Annotated in this window: 12 protein-coding genes; 4 read left to right on the top strand and 8 right to left on the bottom strand. The window is 73.5% G+C overall.

The window, feature by feature from the left end:
* Positions 1-32: 32 nt before the first annotated feature.
* On the bottom strand, positions 33-2,657 hold the full coding sequence (gene lanKC / locus BSL84_RS20910) for a class III lanthionine synthetase LanKC (protein WP_075970899.1): 2,625 nt from the start codon (positions 2,655-2,657) through the stop codon (positions 33-35).
* The gene (fabF, locus tag BSL84_RS20905) at positions 2,654-3,973 is read right to left on the bottom strand and encodes a beta-ketoacyl-ACP synthase II (protein ID WP_045321854.1); all 1,320 of its coding nucleotides are present in this window, start codon (positions 3,971-3,973) and stop codon (positions 2,654-2,656) included. Before fabF ends, lanKC begins: the two co-directional genes overlap by 4 nt.
* Before the next feature lie 245 nt (positions 3,974-4,218).
* On the opposite strand from fabF, the gene BSL84_RS20900 reads away from it, so the two are divergent.
* From BSL84_RS20900 to BSL84_RS20890, 3 genes are all read left to right on the top strand, one after another.
* Positions 4,219-5,169 carry a ribonucleotide-diphosphate reductase subunit beta gene (locus BSL84_RS20900; RefSeq protein WP_075970898.1) on the top strand — a complete coding sequence of 317 codons (951 nt, stop codon included), beginning with the start codon at positions 4,219-4,221 and terminating at the stop codon, positions 5,167-5,169.
* Positions 5,170-5,292: 123 nt separating this feature from the next.
* Entirely contained in the window at positions 5,293-5,538 is a 246-nt protein-coding gene (locus tag BSL84_RS20895) for an acyl carrier protein (RefSeq protein ID WP_030030998.1), read from the top strand.
* 106 nt (positions 5,539-5,644) lie between these two features.
* Positions 5,645-6,874 carry a cytochrome P450 gene (locus BSL84_RS20890; protein WP_037663769.1) on the top strand — a complete coding sequence of 410 codons (1,230 nt, stop codon included), beginning with the start codon at positions 5,645-5,647 and terminating at the stop codon, positions 6,872-6,874.
* Positions 6,875-6,941: 67 nt separating this feature from the next.
* On the opposite strand, the gene BSL84_RS20885 is transcribed toward BSL84_RS20890, so the two are convergent.
* Genes BSL84_RS20885 through BSL84_RS20865 form a run of 5 tightly spaced genes read right to left on the bottom strand, consistent with a single transcriptional unit; the run spans position 6,942 to position 13,727 of the window.
* Entirely contained in the window at positions 6,942-8,519 is a 1,578-nt protein-coding gene (locus BSL84_RS20885; protein ID WP_075970897.1) for an MFS transporter, read from the bottom strand.
* Positions 8,516-9,418 (bottom strand): ACP S-malonyltransferase, encoded by a 903-nt coding sequence (locus tag BSL84_RS20880; protein ID WP_075970896.1) that lies wholly within the window; start codon positions 9,416-9,418, stop codon positions 8,516-8,518. Before BSL84_RS20880 ends, BSL84_RS20885 begins: the two co-directional genes overlap by 4 nt.
* Before the next feature lie 25 nt (positions 9,419-9,443).
* Entirely contained in the window at positions 9,444-11,168 is a 1,725-nt protein-coding gene (locus BSL84_RS20875) for a thiamine pyrophosphate-binding protein (protein WP_075970895.1), read from the bottom strand.
* Positions 11,165-12,406, bottom strand: coding sequence for an aldehyde dehydrogenase family protein (locus BSL84_RS20870; protein ID WP_051873379.1), 1,242 nt, complete (start codon positions 12,404-12,406; stop codon positions 11,165-11,167). The genes BSL84_RS20875 and BSL84_RS20870 overlap by 4 nt, the downstream gene beginning before the upstream one ends.
* 49 nt (positions 12,407-12,455) lie before the next feature.
* Positions 12,456-13,727: an MFS transporter gene (locus BSL84_RS20865; protein ID WP_159393539.1), complete on the bottom strand. Its 1,272-nt coding sequence runs from the start codon at positions 13,725-13,727 to the stop codon at positions 12,456-12,458.
* A 168-nt stretch (positions 13,728-13,895) separates the two neighbouring features.
* Here BSL84_RS20865 and BSL84_RS20860 point away from each other — a divergent pair, with 168 nt between their 5' ends.
* Positions 13,896-15,164 (top strand): helix-turn-helix transcriptional regulator, encoded by a 1,269-nt coding sequence (locus tag BSL84_RS20860; protein WP_075970894.1) that lies wholly within the window; start codon positions 13,896-13,898, stop codon positions 15,162-15,164.
* 54 nt (positions 15,165-15,218) lie between these two features.
* Here BSL84_RS20860 and BSL84_RS20855 read toward each other — a convergent pair whose 3' ends face one another.
* Positions 15,219-15,863 carry a hypothetical protein gene (locus tag BSL84_RS20855; RefSeq protein ID WP_075970893.1) on the bottom strand — a complete coding sequence of 215 codons (645 nt, stop codon included), beginning with the start codon at positions 15,861-15,863 and terminating at the stop codon, positions 15,219-15,221.
* Positions 15,864-16,008: the final 145 nt, after the last annotated feature.

The raw sequence follows: 16,008 nt of genomic DNA, 5'->3' as shown, positions 1-16,008 counted from the left end.
TGGACAACCGGCCGGCTGGTGCCGTCCGGAGCTCAGGGGGCGTGGGGGTCCACGCCGGTGGGGCGGTCCGTGCGCGGCGCGAGGAAGGGCAGGAAGTCCCGCCGTCCGTCGAGTGCCGCGGTGAGGGCCAGCAGGATGCCGGGGCTGCCGGTGGCCAGGTCCATCGAGATCCTGCGCAGCTGCTCGCCGGGGAAGGCGAGGTGGCCGCGGTAGGACAGCGCGTGCCAGTGCAGTCGCGACAGGTGCCGTGGCACGGCCGTCGCGGGTGCCGGGCCCGCGGTGCGGGTGCGCAGCGAGGCGAGCGTGGCCAGGAGGCCGGCCCGGCCGCCGAACAGGTGCGGCTCGATGGTGAACTCGGGCTCGGCGGCCCGCACCAGGAGCGGCAGCGCCTGTTCCAGCCGGGCGTCCCCGCGGTGGGCGAGGACCTGGTCCGCGACCAGTGCGATGCCCGCGCTGCCCACCTCCAGGTAGGGCAGCAGCCGGAACCCGCCGTCCGCCTGGAGCGAGCCGTCCTCGGCGACGCCGCACAGGTCGAGGTCGTGGTGGAGGGCCCGGACCGCGAGGTCGAGGTGGGCCGCGTCCGCCGTGTCCTCGTACAGCCGCAGGAAGAACAGGGCGGGCCCGCTCCAGCCGCGCAGCAGTCCGGCCCGGCTGCCCCGGCCGGGGCCGGCCGTGATGCCCGGGGCGGTGCCCAGGGCGATCGCGTCGGCCATCCGGTCGGCCAGGGCCAGCGCGCGGCGGCGGTGGTCGCCGTCGCCGGTGCGGGTGGCGGCGTCCAGCAGGTCCAGGCCGATGCCCGCGGTGCCGCGCTGCAGGCTCGGGTCGCGCAGCGCGCCGACGGCCTGCGCACTGCGGGCCAGCAGTGCCTCGGCCGCGTCCAGGTGGCCGAACTCCCGCAGAACGTGGGCGACTCCGTGCGCGCCGTCGTAGAGTCCGGGCCGGGAGGGGGGTCGTCGGTCGGCGGCCTTGAGGAGCCACTCCTCGTGCTCGGGGTAGCGGCCCGCGCCCGAGGTGTGCAGCGCCCACAGGACGCCCGCCGCGCCGTGGGCGAGGCCCAGTCCGTCGGTGAGGAACTGCCGTACGTCGCCGGGGAAGAGCCGGTCGTCGCGCTCGGGGGTCGCCGAGAGCAGGACGGCTTCCGCCAGGGACTTGCGTACGGCGGTCCAGTCGGGCCGCTCGTGGTCGAGGTCCACGCCCGGCGCCTCGCGGAGCACGGCCGGCACCCGTTCGAGGGCCTCCTGGCCGGGGGCCAGTTCACGGCGTACGGCGTCCAGGGTGCCGACGGGCAGGGCGAACCGCCGCTCGGCGATGTCCGCCTGGCGCACGCCGCGCCCCGGGTCGAGCTCGCTCAGGCCGGTGAGCGGGAACAGCAGCCACAGCCGCAGGGCGGCCAGGGCGTGCCGGTCGATGTCGTAGCCGGTGCGGCCGGCTCCGGCGAAGCCGGGGTGGCCGAGGCCGAGCCGGTCCGCCTCCTCGACGGGGACGGCGAGTTCGAAGTCGACCAGGGAGACCTGGTCCTCGTCGTCGATGAGGATGTTGGCCGGGTGCAGGTCGCCGAAGACCATGCCGCGGGCGTGCACCCGGGCGACGAGCCGGTCGATGCGGTCGGCCACGGCCTGGGCCCGGCGGGCGTAGGCGGTGAGTTCGCCGTCGGCCGGTCCGGCCTTGGTCAGCGGGTAGTGCCGGGCCATCCAGCCCTGGAGGGTGTCGCCCTCCAGGTGCTGTACGGCGAGGAAGTGGTGCTCCCACACGACGCGGTGCTCGTACAGGGCCGGGATGCCGGGGATGCCGGCGAGGTGTTCCATGGCCCGGCGCTCCCGCGCCAGGCGGGTCACCGCGTCCCGGCCGCGGCCGTCGAGGCCCGCGTGGGGGCGGCCCTCCTTGAGGACGACCTGGCGGCCCTGGGCGTCCTTCGCCAGGTAGACGCCGCCGCCGTTGGAGAAGTGCAGGGCGCGCTCGACCCGGTAGGGGAAGTCCGCGGCGGAGCCGCCGGCCTCGCGGGCGGCGAGCTGCTCGGCGAGGAAGGCGGGCAGCTGGACCCATTCGGGTACCTCGAACACGGGCCGGCGGCGGTCGGGGACCAGGGTGCCGTCGGGGCGTTCGATCGCCGCGACGGGGGAGCCGTCCTCGTCGGTGCACCAGCGGGCGACGAAGCCGCCGTAGCGCACGTGCAGGGGTCCGGCGTTCCAGCGCAGGTCGGTGAGGATGTAGGGGCCGGCCTCGCCGTCGAGGAGGGCGCCGAGGTCTTCCAGGGTGCGGCGCAGCTGCTGCTCGTCGCTCGGGTAGATCGTCACCAGCTTGCCGCTGGAGGAGCGCGGGGCGTACTTGAGGCTGTGGGTGGTCAGTACGTCGACGCTGCGCAGGAACTTGAAGGGCAGTCCCTCGCGGGTGCAGTAGGCCCAGGCGGCGTCCACGATGCGCCGGGCGTTGTCCGGCAGGCCGGAGATGTGGATCTTCCAGCCCTGCTGCGGCATGGTGTGGCCGACCGGCGTGTGCACGATCCACACGTCCATCTCGCGGCGCTCGAAGCCCTCGTGGGCCGGGGCGCCGGTCTGGGCGAACCAGGAGGTGTCGTCCTCGTTGTGGCGGCCGGCGATGTCGTAGAAGACGCGGCTGGCCTGGCAGTACTCCTCGGGCTGGGGCCTGGTGCTGGTCATCGCTCTCCTCCCTGGGGCTCCGGCTGCTGCGGGGACTGGGACGGCTTCGGGGTGTCCGCGGAGGGGGCGCGGAGCACGAGCACGGCGTTGTGGCCGCCGAACCCGAAGGAGTTGCTGAGGACGGTGCGCACGGCGTGGGGACGCGCGGTGTGCGGTACGTAGTCCAGCTCCGTGTCCTCGGGGTCGTCGCAGTTCACGGTCGGCGGCACGATCCCGTCGCGGATCGTGTGGACCGCGGCGATCAGCTCGACCGCGCCGGCGGCGCCGATCATGTGGCCGGTCATCGACTTGAGGGAGCTGATGGGGACGCGCCGGGCGTGGCGCCCGAACACGGCCCGGATCGACGCGCTCTCGATGCGGTCGTTGAGCTGGGTGCCGGTGCCGTGGGCGGAGATGTGGTCGATCTCCTCGGGCCGCACCCCGGCGTCGTCCAGGGCGTCGGTCATGGCCTGCCGGGCGGCGAGTCCCTCGGGGTGGGGGTGGGTCGAGTGGTAGGCGTCGGTGGTCGCGCCGTAGCCGGCCAGTTCGGCCAGTACGGTGGCGCCGCGGCGGCGGGCGTGCTCGGCGGACTCCAGGACGACGATGCCGGCGCCGGCGCCCATGACGAACCCGTCACGGGCCCGGTCGAAGGGGCGGCTGGCGCGGCCGGGGTCGTCGTCGCGGCGGGAGAGCGCACCGGCGTTGGCCGCGGCGGCGAGGTCGAGCGGGTTGACCGCGTCGTCGGCGCCGCCGGCGACGACGACGTCCGCGTATCCGTGGCGGATCATGCGCATCGCGTCGCCGATGCAGGTGGCGCCGGTCGCGCAGGCGGTGGCGGTGGCGCCGGAGGCGCCCCGCGCGCCGAGCCGGAAGGCGATCTCGCCGGCCGCGCTGTCCAGCGAGCCGCTGGAGGCGAGGTACGGGGTCATCCGACGCCGGCCGTGGTCGCGCAGGTCGTGGATGGCCGACTGCATGAGCTGGCCGGGGCCGTAGCCGGAGCCGACCAGGACGGCGGTCCGGGTGGCCCGTTCCCCGCCGGTCTCCAGTCCGGCCTGGCGTACCGCCTGGAGGGCGGCGGCGAGGGCGAACTGGGCGTACCGGTCGAGGCGGCGGCCCTGCTTGTTGGGCATGTACGGCTTCGGGTCGAAGTCGACGACCTCGCCGGCGAACCGGGTCGGAAGGGTGTCGGCGTCGTAGCGGGTGATGGTGCGGATTCCGCTGCGCCCGGCCGTGGCCGAGGTCCAGAACTCCTCGGTGGTGCAGCCGATGGGGGAGACGACGCCGCTTCCGGTGATGACCACCCGGTGTTCCGGGGCACCAGCCCGTGTCTGCGCCATAGCCGCCTCCCTCCGTCGTCGTCGTGAACGTCAACCACCCTTCGGCTGGGGCCTCTTGGGCTCCCTGCCGGGGCGATGACCAAACATTGACACACTCTCGACTCACGAGTCAAGAAACATGACTGAGGGATTCTCGGAGTCATCTCGACGGGGACCCACTCACGTTGACGATGCGCCGTGCGTGCTGTTCACTGTCGAATTCATGGATAGTCATGGACTTGACTCAAGAGTCATGGAGAGTTGATATGCCGCGCTGGAGCACCCTGCTGCTCGATGACGCCTCGCTCGCCGAGATGCCGAAGCTCCCTCTGCGGGACGTACTTCGGCACGCCGACCTCGTCACCGAACAGCAGCCACAGCCACAGGCTCTCTACGAGCGCTGGGAGAAGCAGCAGTGGTCGGCCCAGGCCATCGAACTCGGGCCGGACCGCGAGGACTTCGACAAGCGGCTCCCGAAGGCCGCCCGCAGGATGATCGAGGAGTCCATCGCCACCTTCATCATCGGCGAGTACACCGGCCTCGACCTCCTGGGTCCGATCCTCACCGGAGCCCCCGAGGAGCGCGACCACCTCTACCTCGGTACGCAGATCGCCGACGAGACCCGGCACACCCAGCTGATGCTGCGCCTCGGCGAGGAGATCCTCGGCCTGGACTCCGACCCCAAGCGGATGCTGGTGCAGGCGTGGAACATGGTCACGCCCGCCCACCAGGAACTCAGCCGCGTCGAGACCGAGATCATCCGGGAGCTGCAGCACCACCCCTCGGACTACCGCCGCTGGCTGCGCGCGGTGGCTCTCTTCCACCTGATCACCGAGGGCGTCCTGGCCCTCGTCGGGCAGCGGGCCATCGTCAACTCCCTGCACGGCATCCCGCTGCTCGCCGGGCTGAAGGCCGGCTTCACGGCCATGTGCCGCGACGAGTCCCGGCACGTCAGCTTCGGTCTGCACGCCCTGCGCCAGGGCGTGCAGGAGGGCTACGGCGACGACATCCGCGAGATCATCGAACTCGCCGCGCCGATCGCCCTCAACATCGAGGAGGGCGGCGAGGCGGACTCGGCCCCGCAGGGGCTCACCATGAAGCAGCTCGGCATCGAGAGCCTGTACCGCCAACTGCGGCTCATCGGCATCGAGAAGAAGTTCGCCGACCACGTCGTCGGCCTCTCCGCGCCGAAGCCGCCCGCCGAAAAGGACCGCTGAGCCGGCGGCGCCCGGGCGACGGCGCACCGCGCTCCCCCGCCCCGCTCTCCTGCCCCGCACCCACTGCCACACAGACCACCGCCACACACACCACCGCGACACACCCCAAGAGAGGTAACCGCCATGACGCGTGACGAAATCATCTCCGGCCTCGCCGAGATCCTGAACGAGGTCGCCGACGTGGAGCCGGCCGACGTGACCGAGGAGAAGTCCTTCATCGACGACCTCGACGTCGACTCCCTGGCCATGGTCGAGGTCATCGTCGCCGCCGAGGAGCGCTTCGGGGTGAGCCTGCCCGAAGAGGAGCTCAAGGAGCTCCAGCTGGTGTCCGACATCGTGATCCGGATCGAGAAGCAGCTGGCCGGCTGACCGCCCGTTCCTCCCGCCGCTGCTTCGGCCCGCGCCACCCCGGGGCCGGAGCGGCGCATCCACCCACCCCCGGACTCGCCGTACGAGCCCGGGCCCAGGAGGCACCATGAGCGACGACCGGATCCAGGTACGCCGCGCACTTCGCGCCCTGTTCAGCCCGCTCGGCTGCCCCGACCCGTACCCCCTCTACGCGGTGCTGCGCGAGCGGGCCCCCGTGGCCCGCCTGCCCGACGGGACCGTGGTCGTCACCCGTTACGCCGACTGCGACCGGGTGCTGCGCGATCCGCTCTTCCGGGTCGAGGACGACGAATGGATCGCCCGCACCTGGCCCGAGGGTCCCGAGCACCTGGCGGTCCACTCCCTCATGGGCGAGATGGTCAACCAGAACTCGCCCCACCACGAGCGGCTGCGGCGCCTGGTCAGCCGGGCCTTCACCCCGCGCCGGGTGGAGGGCCTGCGGCCGGCGGTGGAGCGGTTGACCGACGCCCTGCTGGACGACCTCGCCGCCCAGGCCGCCACCGGCCCGGTCGACCTGATGGAACGGCTCGCCCTGCCGCTCCCCATCACCGTCATCGGCGAACTCCTCGGCATCCCCGAGGAGGACCGGGCCTGGTTCGGTCCGCGGGTGCGCGACATCACCTCCGCGATCGAGCACAACCTCCTCGGCCCCGACCTGGAGCGCGCCGACGCGGCGACCGCCGAACTGTGGGACCGGCTGGGCGCGCTGGTCGCCGAGCGGCAGGCCGATCCGCGCGAGGACATGGTCAGTACGCTCATCGCGGTCCGCGACGCGGACGGCGACCGGCTCACCCGCCGCGAACTGCTCGCCAACCTGGTCCTGCTGTACTCCGCGGGCTACGAGACCACCAGCAACCTCATCGGCAACGGCACGGCCACCCTCCTCGACCACCCCGGACTCCTCACCCGCCTGCGCGCCGAGCCCGGCAACGCCGCCGCCTGGGTGGACGAGATGCTGCGCTTCACCCCGCCCATCCAGATCGCCTCCCGCTGGACCGGCGAGGACACCGAACTGAACGGGGTGCACATCGCGAAGGGCACCCAGGTCGTGGCCCTGCTCGCCGGCGCGAACCGCGACCCCGAGCGCTACGAGCAGCCCGATGCCTTCCTGCCCGGCCGGCCCGTGTCCGGCTCGCTCAGCTTCGGCGCCGGCGCCCACTACTGCCTGGGCGCCGCCCTCGCCAAGATGGAGGCGCAGGTCGTCTTCCCCCGGCTGCTGGCCCGCTTCCCGCACATCGCCCACGCCGGCCCGGCGCAGGCCCGTACGCGCGTCACCTCACTGCGGGGCTACGACCGGCTCCCGCTGGAGCTGGGATGACCCCGGACGGCCGCCGGCCCGGGGCGGCAGGCCCCGGGCCGGAGACGCGCGGCGCCGTACGGCGCGGCTACGACTTCGCCTTCTTCTCCCGCGGCCAGATGGTGTAGGACCACGACCAGATGGTGTCGATCACCCAGATGGTCAGCCAGATCCGGCCGAACCACACCAGCGGCCCGCGCTGGTCGTCGGGCACGCTGCCGTCCGTGATCTGCCATACGAGCCAACTGGAGTCCAGGGCCCACAGGACCAGCTGCCCCAGCGCGAACGCGGCCGTGTGGATGTACCAGTCCCGGCGCTCCTTGCGGGCGTGGGCCTTCGGGCTCAGGGCGGGCTTCGCCGCAGGCTGCGCCGGTTCGGGCTTGCTCGTGTCCATGTCTTCTCCGTCCTGTGTCGTGTGCAATGTCTCCGGCACGGCGCCGGCCCCCGTTCCGGCCCCGGCCGCTGTCCGGGCGTTGCTCTCCTCCCGCGGCAGGCGCAGGACGCGGACCGCGAACGGCACCACGACCGCCCCCGCCGCGGAGGTGGCCGCGGCCGCCACGCACGCGGCGACCCAGCCCAGTTCCTCGTAGAGCACCCCCATCACCAGCGGGCCGGCCACCACCCCGGCCAGGCGCGCGGTCTCGTACAGGCCCATGCCCCGGCCGATCCGGCCGCCCGACGCGGCGGCCACCGTCGCCTGCTCCACGGGGATCTGCGCCGCGAAACAGGCGGCGGCCACGGTCCAGAACGCGGCGATCGCCAGGGGCGTGGAGACGACCGCCAGCCCTGCCGCGAACAGCGCGCCCGCCGCGAACGAGATGATCATGGTAGGGGTGCGGCCCAACCGGTCGGTGATGTGGTGGGCGTGCTCCGGCAGCAGTACGAACACCACGAAGCCTGGGGCGAAGACCAGCGCGATCTCGTTCGGCGACAGGCCCAGATCCCCCTGAAGCCGCAGCAGCAACAGCATCCACAGCCCGGCCTCGGCGGCGGCCGTCACCGCGGACACCACCATCAGCGGCAGCAGCCGCCGCTCCGCCGCCCCGCGCCGCAGCCCCTCCCCCGGCGCCCCGGCCTCAGCGGCGGGGCGCGCCGGCCCTACGCGCGGCCCGCGCAGCAGCAGGGCCGCGGCCAGCACGCAGGCGGCGGCGCCCAGCCAGAACAGCGCCGGGTATCCGGTGCGTTCCAGCAGCGAGAACGCCACCAGATAGCCCACGAAGGCACCTTGGCCCTCGGCGGAGAGCAGCTTCCCGTACGCGGCGGTGCCGTCGCCGTCCCCCGCCTGCTGTCCGGTCCAGGCCCGCAGGGCGACCCAGAACAGCGCGCCGCCGGCGCCGCCCAGGCCTGCCGCGGCGAAGGCCAGGAGCAGGGAGTCGGCGAGCGCGTACCCGGCGAACGAGAGGGCGTACAGGGCCGCGCCCGCCGCGGCCACCCGCCGCTGGTCGTACCGGTCGGCCAGTTCTCCGGCCAGGGGGCGCACGATCAGCGAGAGCACCGCCTCGAAGGCGATGAGGGCGCCCACCACGGACGCGCCGGCCTTCAGCGCCGAGCCGGCCCACAGCGGCAGCAGGAAGTCGAGCACCTCGGCCGGGGCGCTCGCGAACACCGCCGCCGACAGGACCCGGCGCCCCGCCGGGTCCGTCGGCGTCTTCGTTTCCGCGCTCACGCTCCGAGCGCCGTCCTGGGCGTGATCACCCGGGTGGGGATGGCCTTGTTGGTGATCCGCGCGAACATGTTGCGCGGGCCCGGGATCCACACCTCGTCGACCGCCGCCGCGTGCAGGCCCCGCAGGATGGTCTGCCAGTGGACGGGGGTCGTCCAGCCGTCCAGCAGGTCCTGCTTGATCTCCTCGGGATCGGTCAGGAGCCGCCCGTCGACGTCGGACAGGACGGGTATCGCGGGGGTGTTCCACGGGACGGTGCCGTAGACCTCGTCGTGCAGGCGCTCGCGCAGCCCGGAGACGGCGGAGCAGTGCTCGGCGCGGTTCATGGTGTAGAAGGGGAACCCGCCCTCCTCACGGACCCGCTGCTCGAAGCGCTCCAGGGAGCGCAGCGACGCGGACACCGCGTGGACCTCCTCGTCCAGGACCACCGACAGCTCGATCCACTCCCCGCGGGCCTGGGTCTCCTCGACCAGCCGCCGCACCGTGTCGTGCGGAAGCCGGTAGAAGAAGTGGCAGCCCAGCGGCTCCTCCAGGGAGTCGAAGTAGTCCGTCTCGACGGTGACGCTGCGCCGGATCAGCTCCAGCGCGTCCGGGTAGGTCAGCGCGCCGGCCCAGACGGCCGCCATGAAGGCGCCGAAGCTCTGCCCGCCGCAGACGGCGGGCCGGCCGCCGTGGCGGTCCTGCGCGCAGTCGGCGAGGGCGAGGGTGACTGCCATGAACCCGGTCTCGAACACCTCCCAGTCGTAGATGGACGCCTCGCGGTAGGCGTCGGCCAGGCGGTAGCCCAACACCTCGTCCGCCTGGGCGAATCTGCGTCTGGCGTGGTCGTTGGTGGTGACGAACTCGCTGATCGCGTCGAATCGGGTGGGAATGAGCCCGGGAAAGAAAAGCGCTACGGCCATTGCCTCATCCTTGTCTCGCAGTCGTTCATTCGTCCTCACGCAGCGGGAAGTCGCCGTTCGCCCCCGAGGTGCCCGGGGGGCTGTCGGCGAGGGACACCCTCACCTCGACCACTCCTGCCGTGTTGTTCTCCGCGCAGTGCTGCCACGCTTTGTGGAGGACGCCGTGGAGATCGCCAGGGTTGTCGGCCCGCCAGAATCCGAGGCCGTACGCGTGGGCCAGGCCCTCGGAGCCGGTCGGGCGGTCGGCGGTGAAGGCGAACCGCGAGCCGGTGCCCGACACCCGGTCCAGGTTGGTCTGCAGCCATCCGTAGCCGCCGTTGTCGAGGACCACGTACAGCACGGCCGCGCCCGCGTCGGCGACGGTGGGCAGTTCGGAGCGGAAGAGGTTGAAGGCGCCGTCGCCGGCCACGGCCACCACGGGCCGTCCCGGCTCGGCCAGGGCGACGCCCACGGCGGCGGCGGCGCCGAAGCCGAGCGGGGTCTGTTCGCTGGGCACGACGGACCCGCCGAGGGCCCCGCAACTCCAGTGGGGGTAGAAGTAAGACCACATGTCCTGGAGGCCGTTCTCCTGGACGAGGACGCGCGTCTCGGGAACGGCTTCGGCGAGGGCGGCCAGCACCCGGGCCACCGGTACGCCCGCGTCCGGGCCGGCGGCGGCCGCCGCCTCGTCCGCGGCCGCCGCCCGCTCGGCGGCCCGTACGGCGTGTTCCTCCCGTACGGCCTTGACCCGTCCCGTCCAGGCGGTGCCGCCCGCGTGCCGCTCCAGCAGCGCCGACCAGGCTTCGACCGTCCGTGCGACATCGCCGAGCACACCGGTGCCCGGCCTTCCGGTGACCAGGCTCTCCTCGCCCGCCACCACCTGGATCACCGGCAGCCCGGCGGCGTCCGGCCAGCCGAAGGTCGCCGTCTCCTCCAGCCGGCTGCCGAGGGCGATCACCAGGTCGGTCTCGCGCCACAGCCGGTCGGCGGGTGCCACGGTGTAGAGGCCCGACACGCCGCAGAAGAGCGGGTGGTCCTCGGCGACCGTGCCCCGGCCGGAGGCGGTGGTGAAGATCCCGGCGCCGATCCGCTCGGCGAAGTCCTCCAGTAGCCGGCCGGTGTTGCGGTGGCGGGCGCCGCCGCCCACCAGCAGCAGGGGCCGCCGGGCCGCGGCGATGGCGTCGGCGGTGGCCCGCAGCACCCCGGGGTCCGGGGTGAGCCGCTGCGCGGCGGCCGGCCGCCAGGGACCGGTGCGGGTGACCGGCTGCCCGGCCGCCTGCTCCGCGATCTCGACGTACACGGGGCCGGGCGTGCCGTTGACGGCGACGGCGACGGCCTTCTCCAGTACCCCCGGCAGCCGGTCGGCGTGGTCCACCCGGACCGCCCACTTGACGTACGGGCGGACCGCGGCGAGCTGGTCGAGTTCCTGGAACGCCCCCGTGCCCAGCCGGTCCAGGGCGGTGCCCCCGGCGAGGAGGACGACGGGTGCGGCCGCGGAGGCCGCCTCCAGCACCCCGGTGAGGGTGTTGGTCAGGGCCGGGCCCTTGCCGACCGCGCAGATGCCGGGCCGCCCGGAGGCGAGGGCGTAACCGGTCGCCATGAAGAGGGCGTTGCGCTGGTCGCGGCAGAGGACGAAGCGGGTGTCGGTGCCTTCCAGGGCGCCCAGCAGGTCCATGTCGTCGCCGGGCAGGCCGAAGACGGTGGCGGTGCCGAGGTGGTGGAGGTGGTCGGCGACGGCGTGCCAGGCGCTCGGGTACGTCACGTCGGTCATCGGCCGGCCGCCGGAAGGTGCTCGGCGACGGCCTTGGAGACGAGGACCGGCTCGGTCCACATCTGCGTGCCGTCGGTGATGTAGTTGGCCATCCGCCCGTATCCGCCGAAGGGCGCGTTGCCGTCGTCGATGGACAGCAGCGTGGTGTCGACGGTGACGGTGGTGCGCCGGCGCAGCGCTTCGACCAGGGCGGGGGCGTCGCCGTAGACGCTCGACCCGAGGGCGCGTTCGGTGAACACCGCGGTGGTGAGCGTGGCCGCCAGGGTCTCCGGGTCGCGGTAGCCGACGACGTTGAAGACCGGCGCGAAGAACTCCGGCACGGGCGTGCGCGGGGTCACCTCCTCGCCGAGGACGACGGTGGGCTCCATCCGCCGCTCGCGGAAGTCGACGTGGCCGCCGTGGACGATGCCGCGGCGGTTGCGGGCCAGGTACTGGGCGGCCTCCTCCAGCGCGCCGTCGTAGAAGACGGGCCCGTAGTCGGCGTCCGGGTCGGTGTAGGGCCCGTAGCGCAGGGCCTTGAGCTCGGTGACGAGGAGGTCGAGGAACTCGTCGAGCAGGTCCTCTTGGACGCAGAACAGGTCAGGGCCCAGGCAGTCCTGGCCGGCGTTGTGCATCCGGATCTCCACGGCGTCGCGGGCCGCCTTCCCGAGGTCGGCGCCCGGGGCGACGACGAAGGGGTTGACGCCGGAGCCGAGGAACAGGAACAGCCGGCCGGGAGCCAGTTGGGGCCTGATCTGCTCGGCGTTGCGGTAGGCGCCGGTGAAGACGACGACGTCGGCCGGCTGGACGTGCTCGCGCAGGAACTCGCGCTGGCTGGCGTTGGTCAGTTCGATCGGCAGCCCGTGGCGCGCGGCGAGCAGTTCGTGCAGCCTGCCCATCTGGTCCTTGACCTGGCTGGAGGGGCGGAAGACCAGCCGGTCCGCGAAGAGGGCGGGCACCAGCAGGTACAGGGCGTACGAGTACAGGACGACGTTGGACGGCATGTAGACCGCCAGTCGCGGGACCCGGCCCGGCCGGTACGTTTCGAACTCGGCGAGCGCGCCGTCCAGCGTGGCGATGGTCGCCTCGATCTCGTAACCGGCGGCGCGGTGGGTGGAGATCTCGCAGAGCAGGTCGTGGACGGCGCCGGGGTCGTCGGCCAGGAAGTCCCGGACGGCGCGGAGTGCCTCCAGGCGTCCGGGGTCGGGGACCTGCACCGGCTCGTCGAGAGCGGTCGGCCAGGCGGGAGCGGAGCTCATGTATCCCTCCTCGGGGCGGAGTCCATGGAGAGTCAGCGTCAACCGCTTGTCATTGATTGTCAAGTTCAGTCATGGCAGTCACGGGCTGCCGGCCTGGCTGCATGCCCCGCAGTGCGGGGGCGGCCCAGCAGCAGCAGACCACCAGCAGATACGCACAGGCGAGCGCGGCGATGGCCGGGCGCAGGCCGACGGCGCCCACGAGCACCACCGTCATCGAGGCGCCGAGCGGTACGGCGACCAGCCCGGCCGTGTCGACCGCGGCGGTCACCCGCCCGTACTGCTCGCGCGGGACGCTGCGCTGGAGCACGCCGGTGCGGACCGGGCCCACCGGGGCGGCGAACGCGCCGAGCAGGGCGAGCAGTACGGCGCCGACGGCGAGGGAGGGCAGGGCGGCGAGCGCGCCGATCGACAGGGCCACCGCGAAGCCCGAGCCGAGGTACACGCGGCGGGCGCCGAGCCGGTGCCCGGCGACCGCGTAGCCCACCGTGCCGGCCACCGCGCCCAGTCCGAACGCGGTGAGCAGGATGCCCAGGCTCGCCGCGCTGCCCAGGTACTGGTAGGCGTAGGTCACCAGGACCACGCCGGCCAGTCCGCTGTCCAGGCCGTTGAAGGCCGTCCCGGACACCGCCATGGCCCGCAGCAGCCGGTGCTCGCGCAGGGTGCGCAGTCCGGAGCGCAGCTCGGCCAGGTAGGGCCCCTCGGCCCGCGCGCCCGGGGCGCGGGCCCGGCCGGCGGCGACGCAGCCGAGGATGAGGGCCGCCGCGAGGAGGCAGGCGGCGGCGTCGATGAGCAGGACGTGGGAGACCCCGAGCAGGGCGACGGCGGCTCCGCCCAGCGGCGGCCCGCACAGCTGCGCCACCTGGTGGACTCCGCTGAGCAGCGCGTTGCCCCGCTCCAGTGGCATGCCGGCGTCCGCGGACAGCTCGGGCACCAGGCCGGTGACGGCCGCGGAGGCGGGGATGTCCAGCACGTTGGCCGCCACGACGAGCGCCGCGAGGACGGGGAAGTCCAGCATCCCCAGCACGTGCATGACCGGAATGCACGCCGCCCCGAGACCGCCGACCGTGTACGACAGGACGGCCGTGGCGCGGAATCCCCAGCGGTCCACCAGCGGGCCGGAAACGAATCCGACGGCTCCGGAGGCGACCGCGCCCAGGGCGACGAGGATTCCGGTCTGGGCCACGCTGCCGGTCGTCTGGAGCACGAACCACGGGACGGCGACGACCATCATCGCCTCGCCGGCCGAACTGACCGCCACCGCGCCCAGCAGGACATACATGCCCCACCGGCGCCGCCGGCCTGGCCGTCCATCGATTGTCATGAGTATTGACTTTAACATGACTCGAATGTGACTACATGAATACCCCAAGAATACGCAAAAATCGGTACCTGAGTACGGACCCGCCCTACGTAACGCGGCCAGTCGGGTAGAATCTTTGTCACACTCCGTAATATCCATCCGCCCTTCAACCACACAGCGAGCCGAACCTTGACGATCGAGCAGCCAGCATTCGGGAAACGCGTCCGGGAAAGCCGTCGCATCCAGGGCCTGTCCCAGGGTGACCTCGCCGGCGAGGGCGTCTCGGCCAGCTACGTGTCGCTGGTGGAGAGCGGTCACCGGATCCCCAGCCTCAAGGCGGCCAAGGTCATCGCCGGGCGGCTCGGGGTCACGCTGGAGGAGCTGTGCGAGCCCGAGGCCCGGGACCGGCAGCGCACCCACCGGCTCCAGCTGGTCGGGCTGCTCGTGGCGGCCCGCTCCAGCCAGCTGGCCGGCGACTGGGCCGAGGCCCGCTCCCAGCTGGACACCGTCGTGCGGCAGGCCGGCGACGGCGGCTTCGACGAGGTGCGCTGGGAGGCCCGCTGGGAACTGGCCACCGTGCTGGACCGCCTCGGGGCCGACGCCGAGCGCGAGGCGGTCCTGCTGGAGCTGCTGAACGACCCCATCACCACCGCCGCGCAGCTCATGCGCGCCCGCGCCGCGATCGAACTCGCCGACCTCCACCGGCGCACGGGACGGCTGTCCGACGCCGTCACCTTCGCGGAGGAGGCCTCCGGCGCCGCCGCCGGCCTCGACGCGGGCAGGCCCGAACACGTCCGGGCCCAGGTGGTGCTGCTGACGGCATACGTGGAGAGCGGGGAGTGGCACCGCGCGAAGGGCCTCGGCGACGCACTGCTCACCGAGGTGCCCTCGATCACGGCCGAGCCGCTGCGCGCGTGTGCGCTCTGGGCGGCGGCCGGCGCCCGCCACCTCGGCGGCGGCAGCGAGGCCGTCGGCCTGCTGGCCGAGGCGGAGGAGCTGCTCGGCGGGGCGGACGACGTCCGGCTGCGCATCCGCCTGGACCGGGCCCGCGCCCTGCTGGCCCTGGCCACCGGCGACGCGAGCGCCCAGGCGCTGCTGGAGCGGGCCCGCCGGGTGCAGGCGCTCGACTCCGCTCCCCCGGCCGCGACCTGGCTCGCGGCCCTGGAGGCACTGGCCGTCGTACGGTCCGGGGACGCCTCCCCGGACGAGGCGGCCGCTGCCGCCGACGCGCTGGACCCCTCCGCGCTGGGCCCCGTCGACCGGGCCCGCTGCACGGTGATCCGGGCCCGCGCCCGGCGGGCGGCGGGACAGGAGGAAGCGGCGGCCGAGGACTTCAGGTCGGCGGCCGCCGACTACGAGAAGGCCGGAGCCGTCCGGCTCGCGATGGAGACGTGGCGGGAGCTGAGCGCCCCCGGCCACGTCACCGGTCTCGACCCGCACGCCGTGCTCATGCCGTAGGACGTGTTGCGAGAGTCCCGTCCGGCTCGCGGCACGCCCTGGCGGGACGACAGCTCACGCCGGAGCGAGCTCCGGACACCGCAATCTGCGGAAGACCGCACCGCGCAGGGGGCCGGAGGCCGCCACGGCCGCCGCCGTCCCGGCTCCGGCGGGCAGGTCCCGTACGTACGCGACGCCGCCCGCACTCCACGGCCCGGAGGCGGGCAGCGCCACCCGGCCCTCCGGCCCGACGGCCATCACGTCGACCTCGGCGGCCAGCGCGAAGGCTCCGCGTCCGGCCAGTCGCAGCGCCGCCTCCTTGCGCGCCCACATCCGGGCCAGGACCAGGGGCCGCCGTCCGGCCGCCGCCTCCCCCGCGAAGGCGCGCTCCGTCCGGCTGAAGGGCAGCAGCGCCTCCGCGTCGACCGCGCACGGGACGGTGACCGCGCTGAGCGCCACCGACAGGCCCCGGGCCAGGGCCACGAGCAGCCCTCCCTCGTCCCGGCAGACCGCGAGCCCCAACGGCCCCGCCTCCCATCTCTGCCGCCCCAGATCGTCCCGCGTGAGGCGGATGTCGTGGGGCGGCCGCATCAGCAGACGGGCGAGCAAGGCCCGTACAGTCCGGTCGTCGCCCGTGGAACCGCCGTGCGGCAGGTCCCGCGGCGGGCCGAATTCGCTCTCGTTCAGCACGGAGAAGACGTGGACCTCACCCTCTCCCACGTCGTACGGGCGGTCCGGCTGCCGCCACTCCTCCGGTAATTCCGCTACCCGTGCATCGTTTTCAGGTTGACATATGTCATAGAGAAGATCATCCCCCGGCAATTTTCCCTCACATGTTCATTTGCAGTCACCCGACACCGGTGCG

It is taken from the genome of Streptomyces sp. TN58 (assembly GCF_001941845.1).
Classification (GTDB): domain Bacteria; phylum Actinomycetota; class Actinomycetes; order Streptomycetales; family Streptomycetaceae; genus Streptomyces.
This window is presented reverse-complemented; position numbering and strand designations above follow the sequence as displayed.

Bases quoted from the DNA above. Each gene is read 5' to 3' on its own strand.
- BSL84_RS20870 (WP_051873379.1), bottom strand. From the start codon at position 12,406: ATGAGCTCCGCTCCCGCCTGGCCGACCGCTCTCGACGAGCCGGTGCAG.
- lanKC (WP_075970899.1), bottom strand. From the start codon at position 2,657: ATGACCAGCACCAGGCCCCAGCCCGAGGAGTACTGCCAGGCCAGCCGC.
- BSL84_RS20880 (WP_075970896.1), bottom strand. From the start codon at position 9,418: ATGGCCGTAGCGCTTTTCTTTCCCGGGCTCATTCCCACCCGATTCGAC.
- BSL84_RS20865 (WP_159393539.1), bottom strand. From the start codon at position 13,727: ATGACAATCGATGGACGGCCAGGCCGGCGGCGCCGGTGGGGCATGTAT.
- BSL84_RS20900 (WP_075970898.1), top strand. From the start codon at position 4,219: ATGCCGCGCTGGAGCACCCTGCTGCTCGATGACGCCTCGCTCGCCGAG.
- fabF (WP_045321854.1), bottom strand. From the start codon at position 3,973: ATGGCGCAGACACGGGCTGGTGCCCCGGAACACCGGGTGGTCATCACC.
- BSL84_RS20895 (WP_030030998.1), top strand. From the start codon at position 5,293: ATGACGCGTGACGAAATCATCTCCGGCCTCGCCGAGATCCTGAACGAG.
- BSL84_RS20890 (WP_037663769.1), top strand. From the start codon at position 5,645: ATGAGCGACGACCGGATCCAGGTACGCCGCGCACTTCGCGCCCTGTTC.
- BSL84_RS20875 (WP_075970895.1), bottom strand. From the start codon at position 11,168: ATGACCGACGTGACGTACCCGAGCGCCTGGCACGCCGTCGCCGACCAC.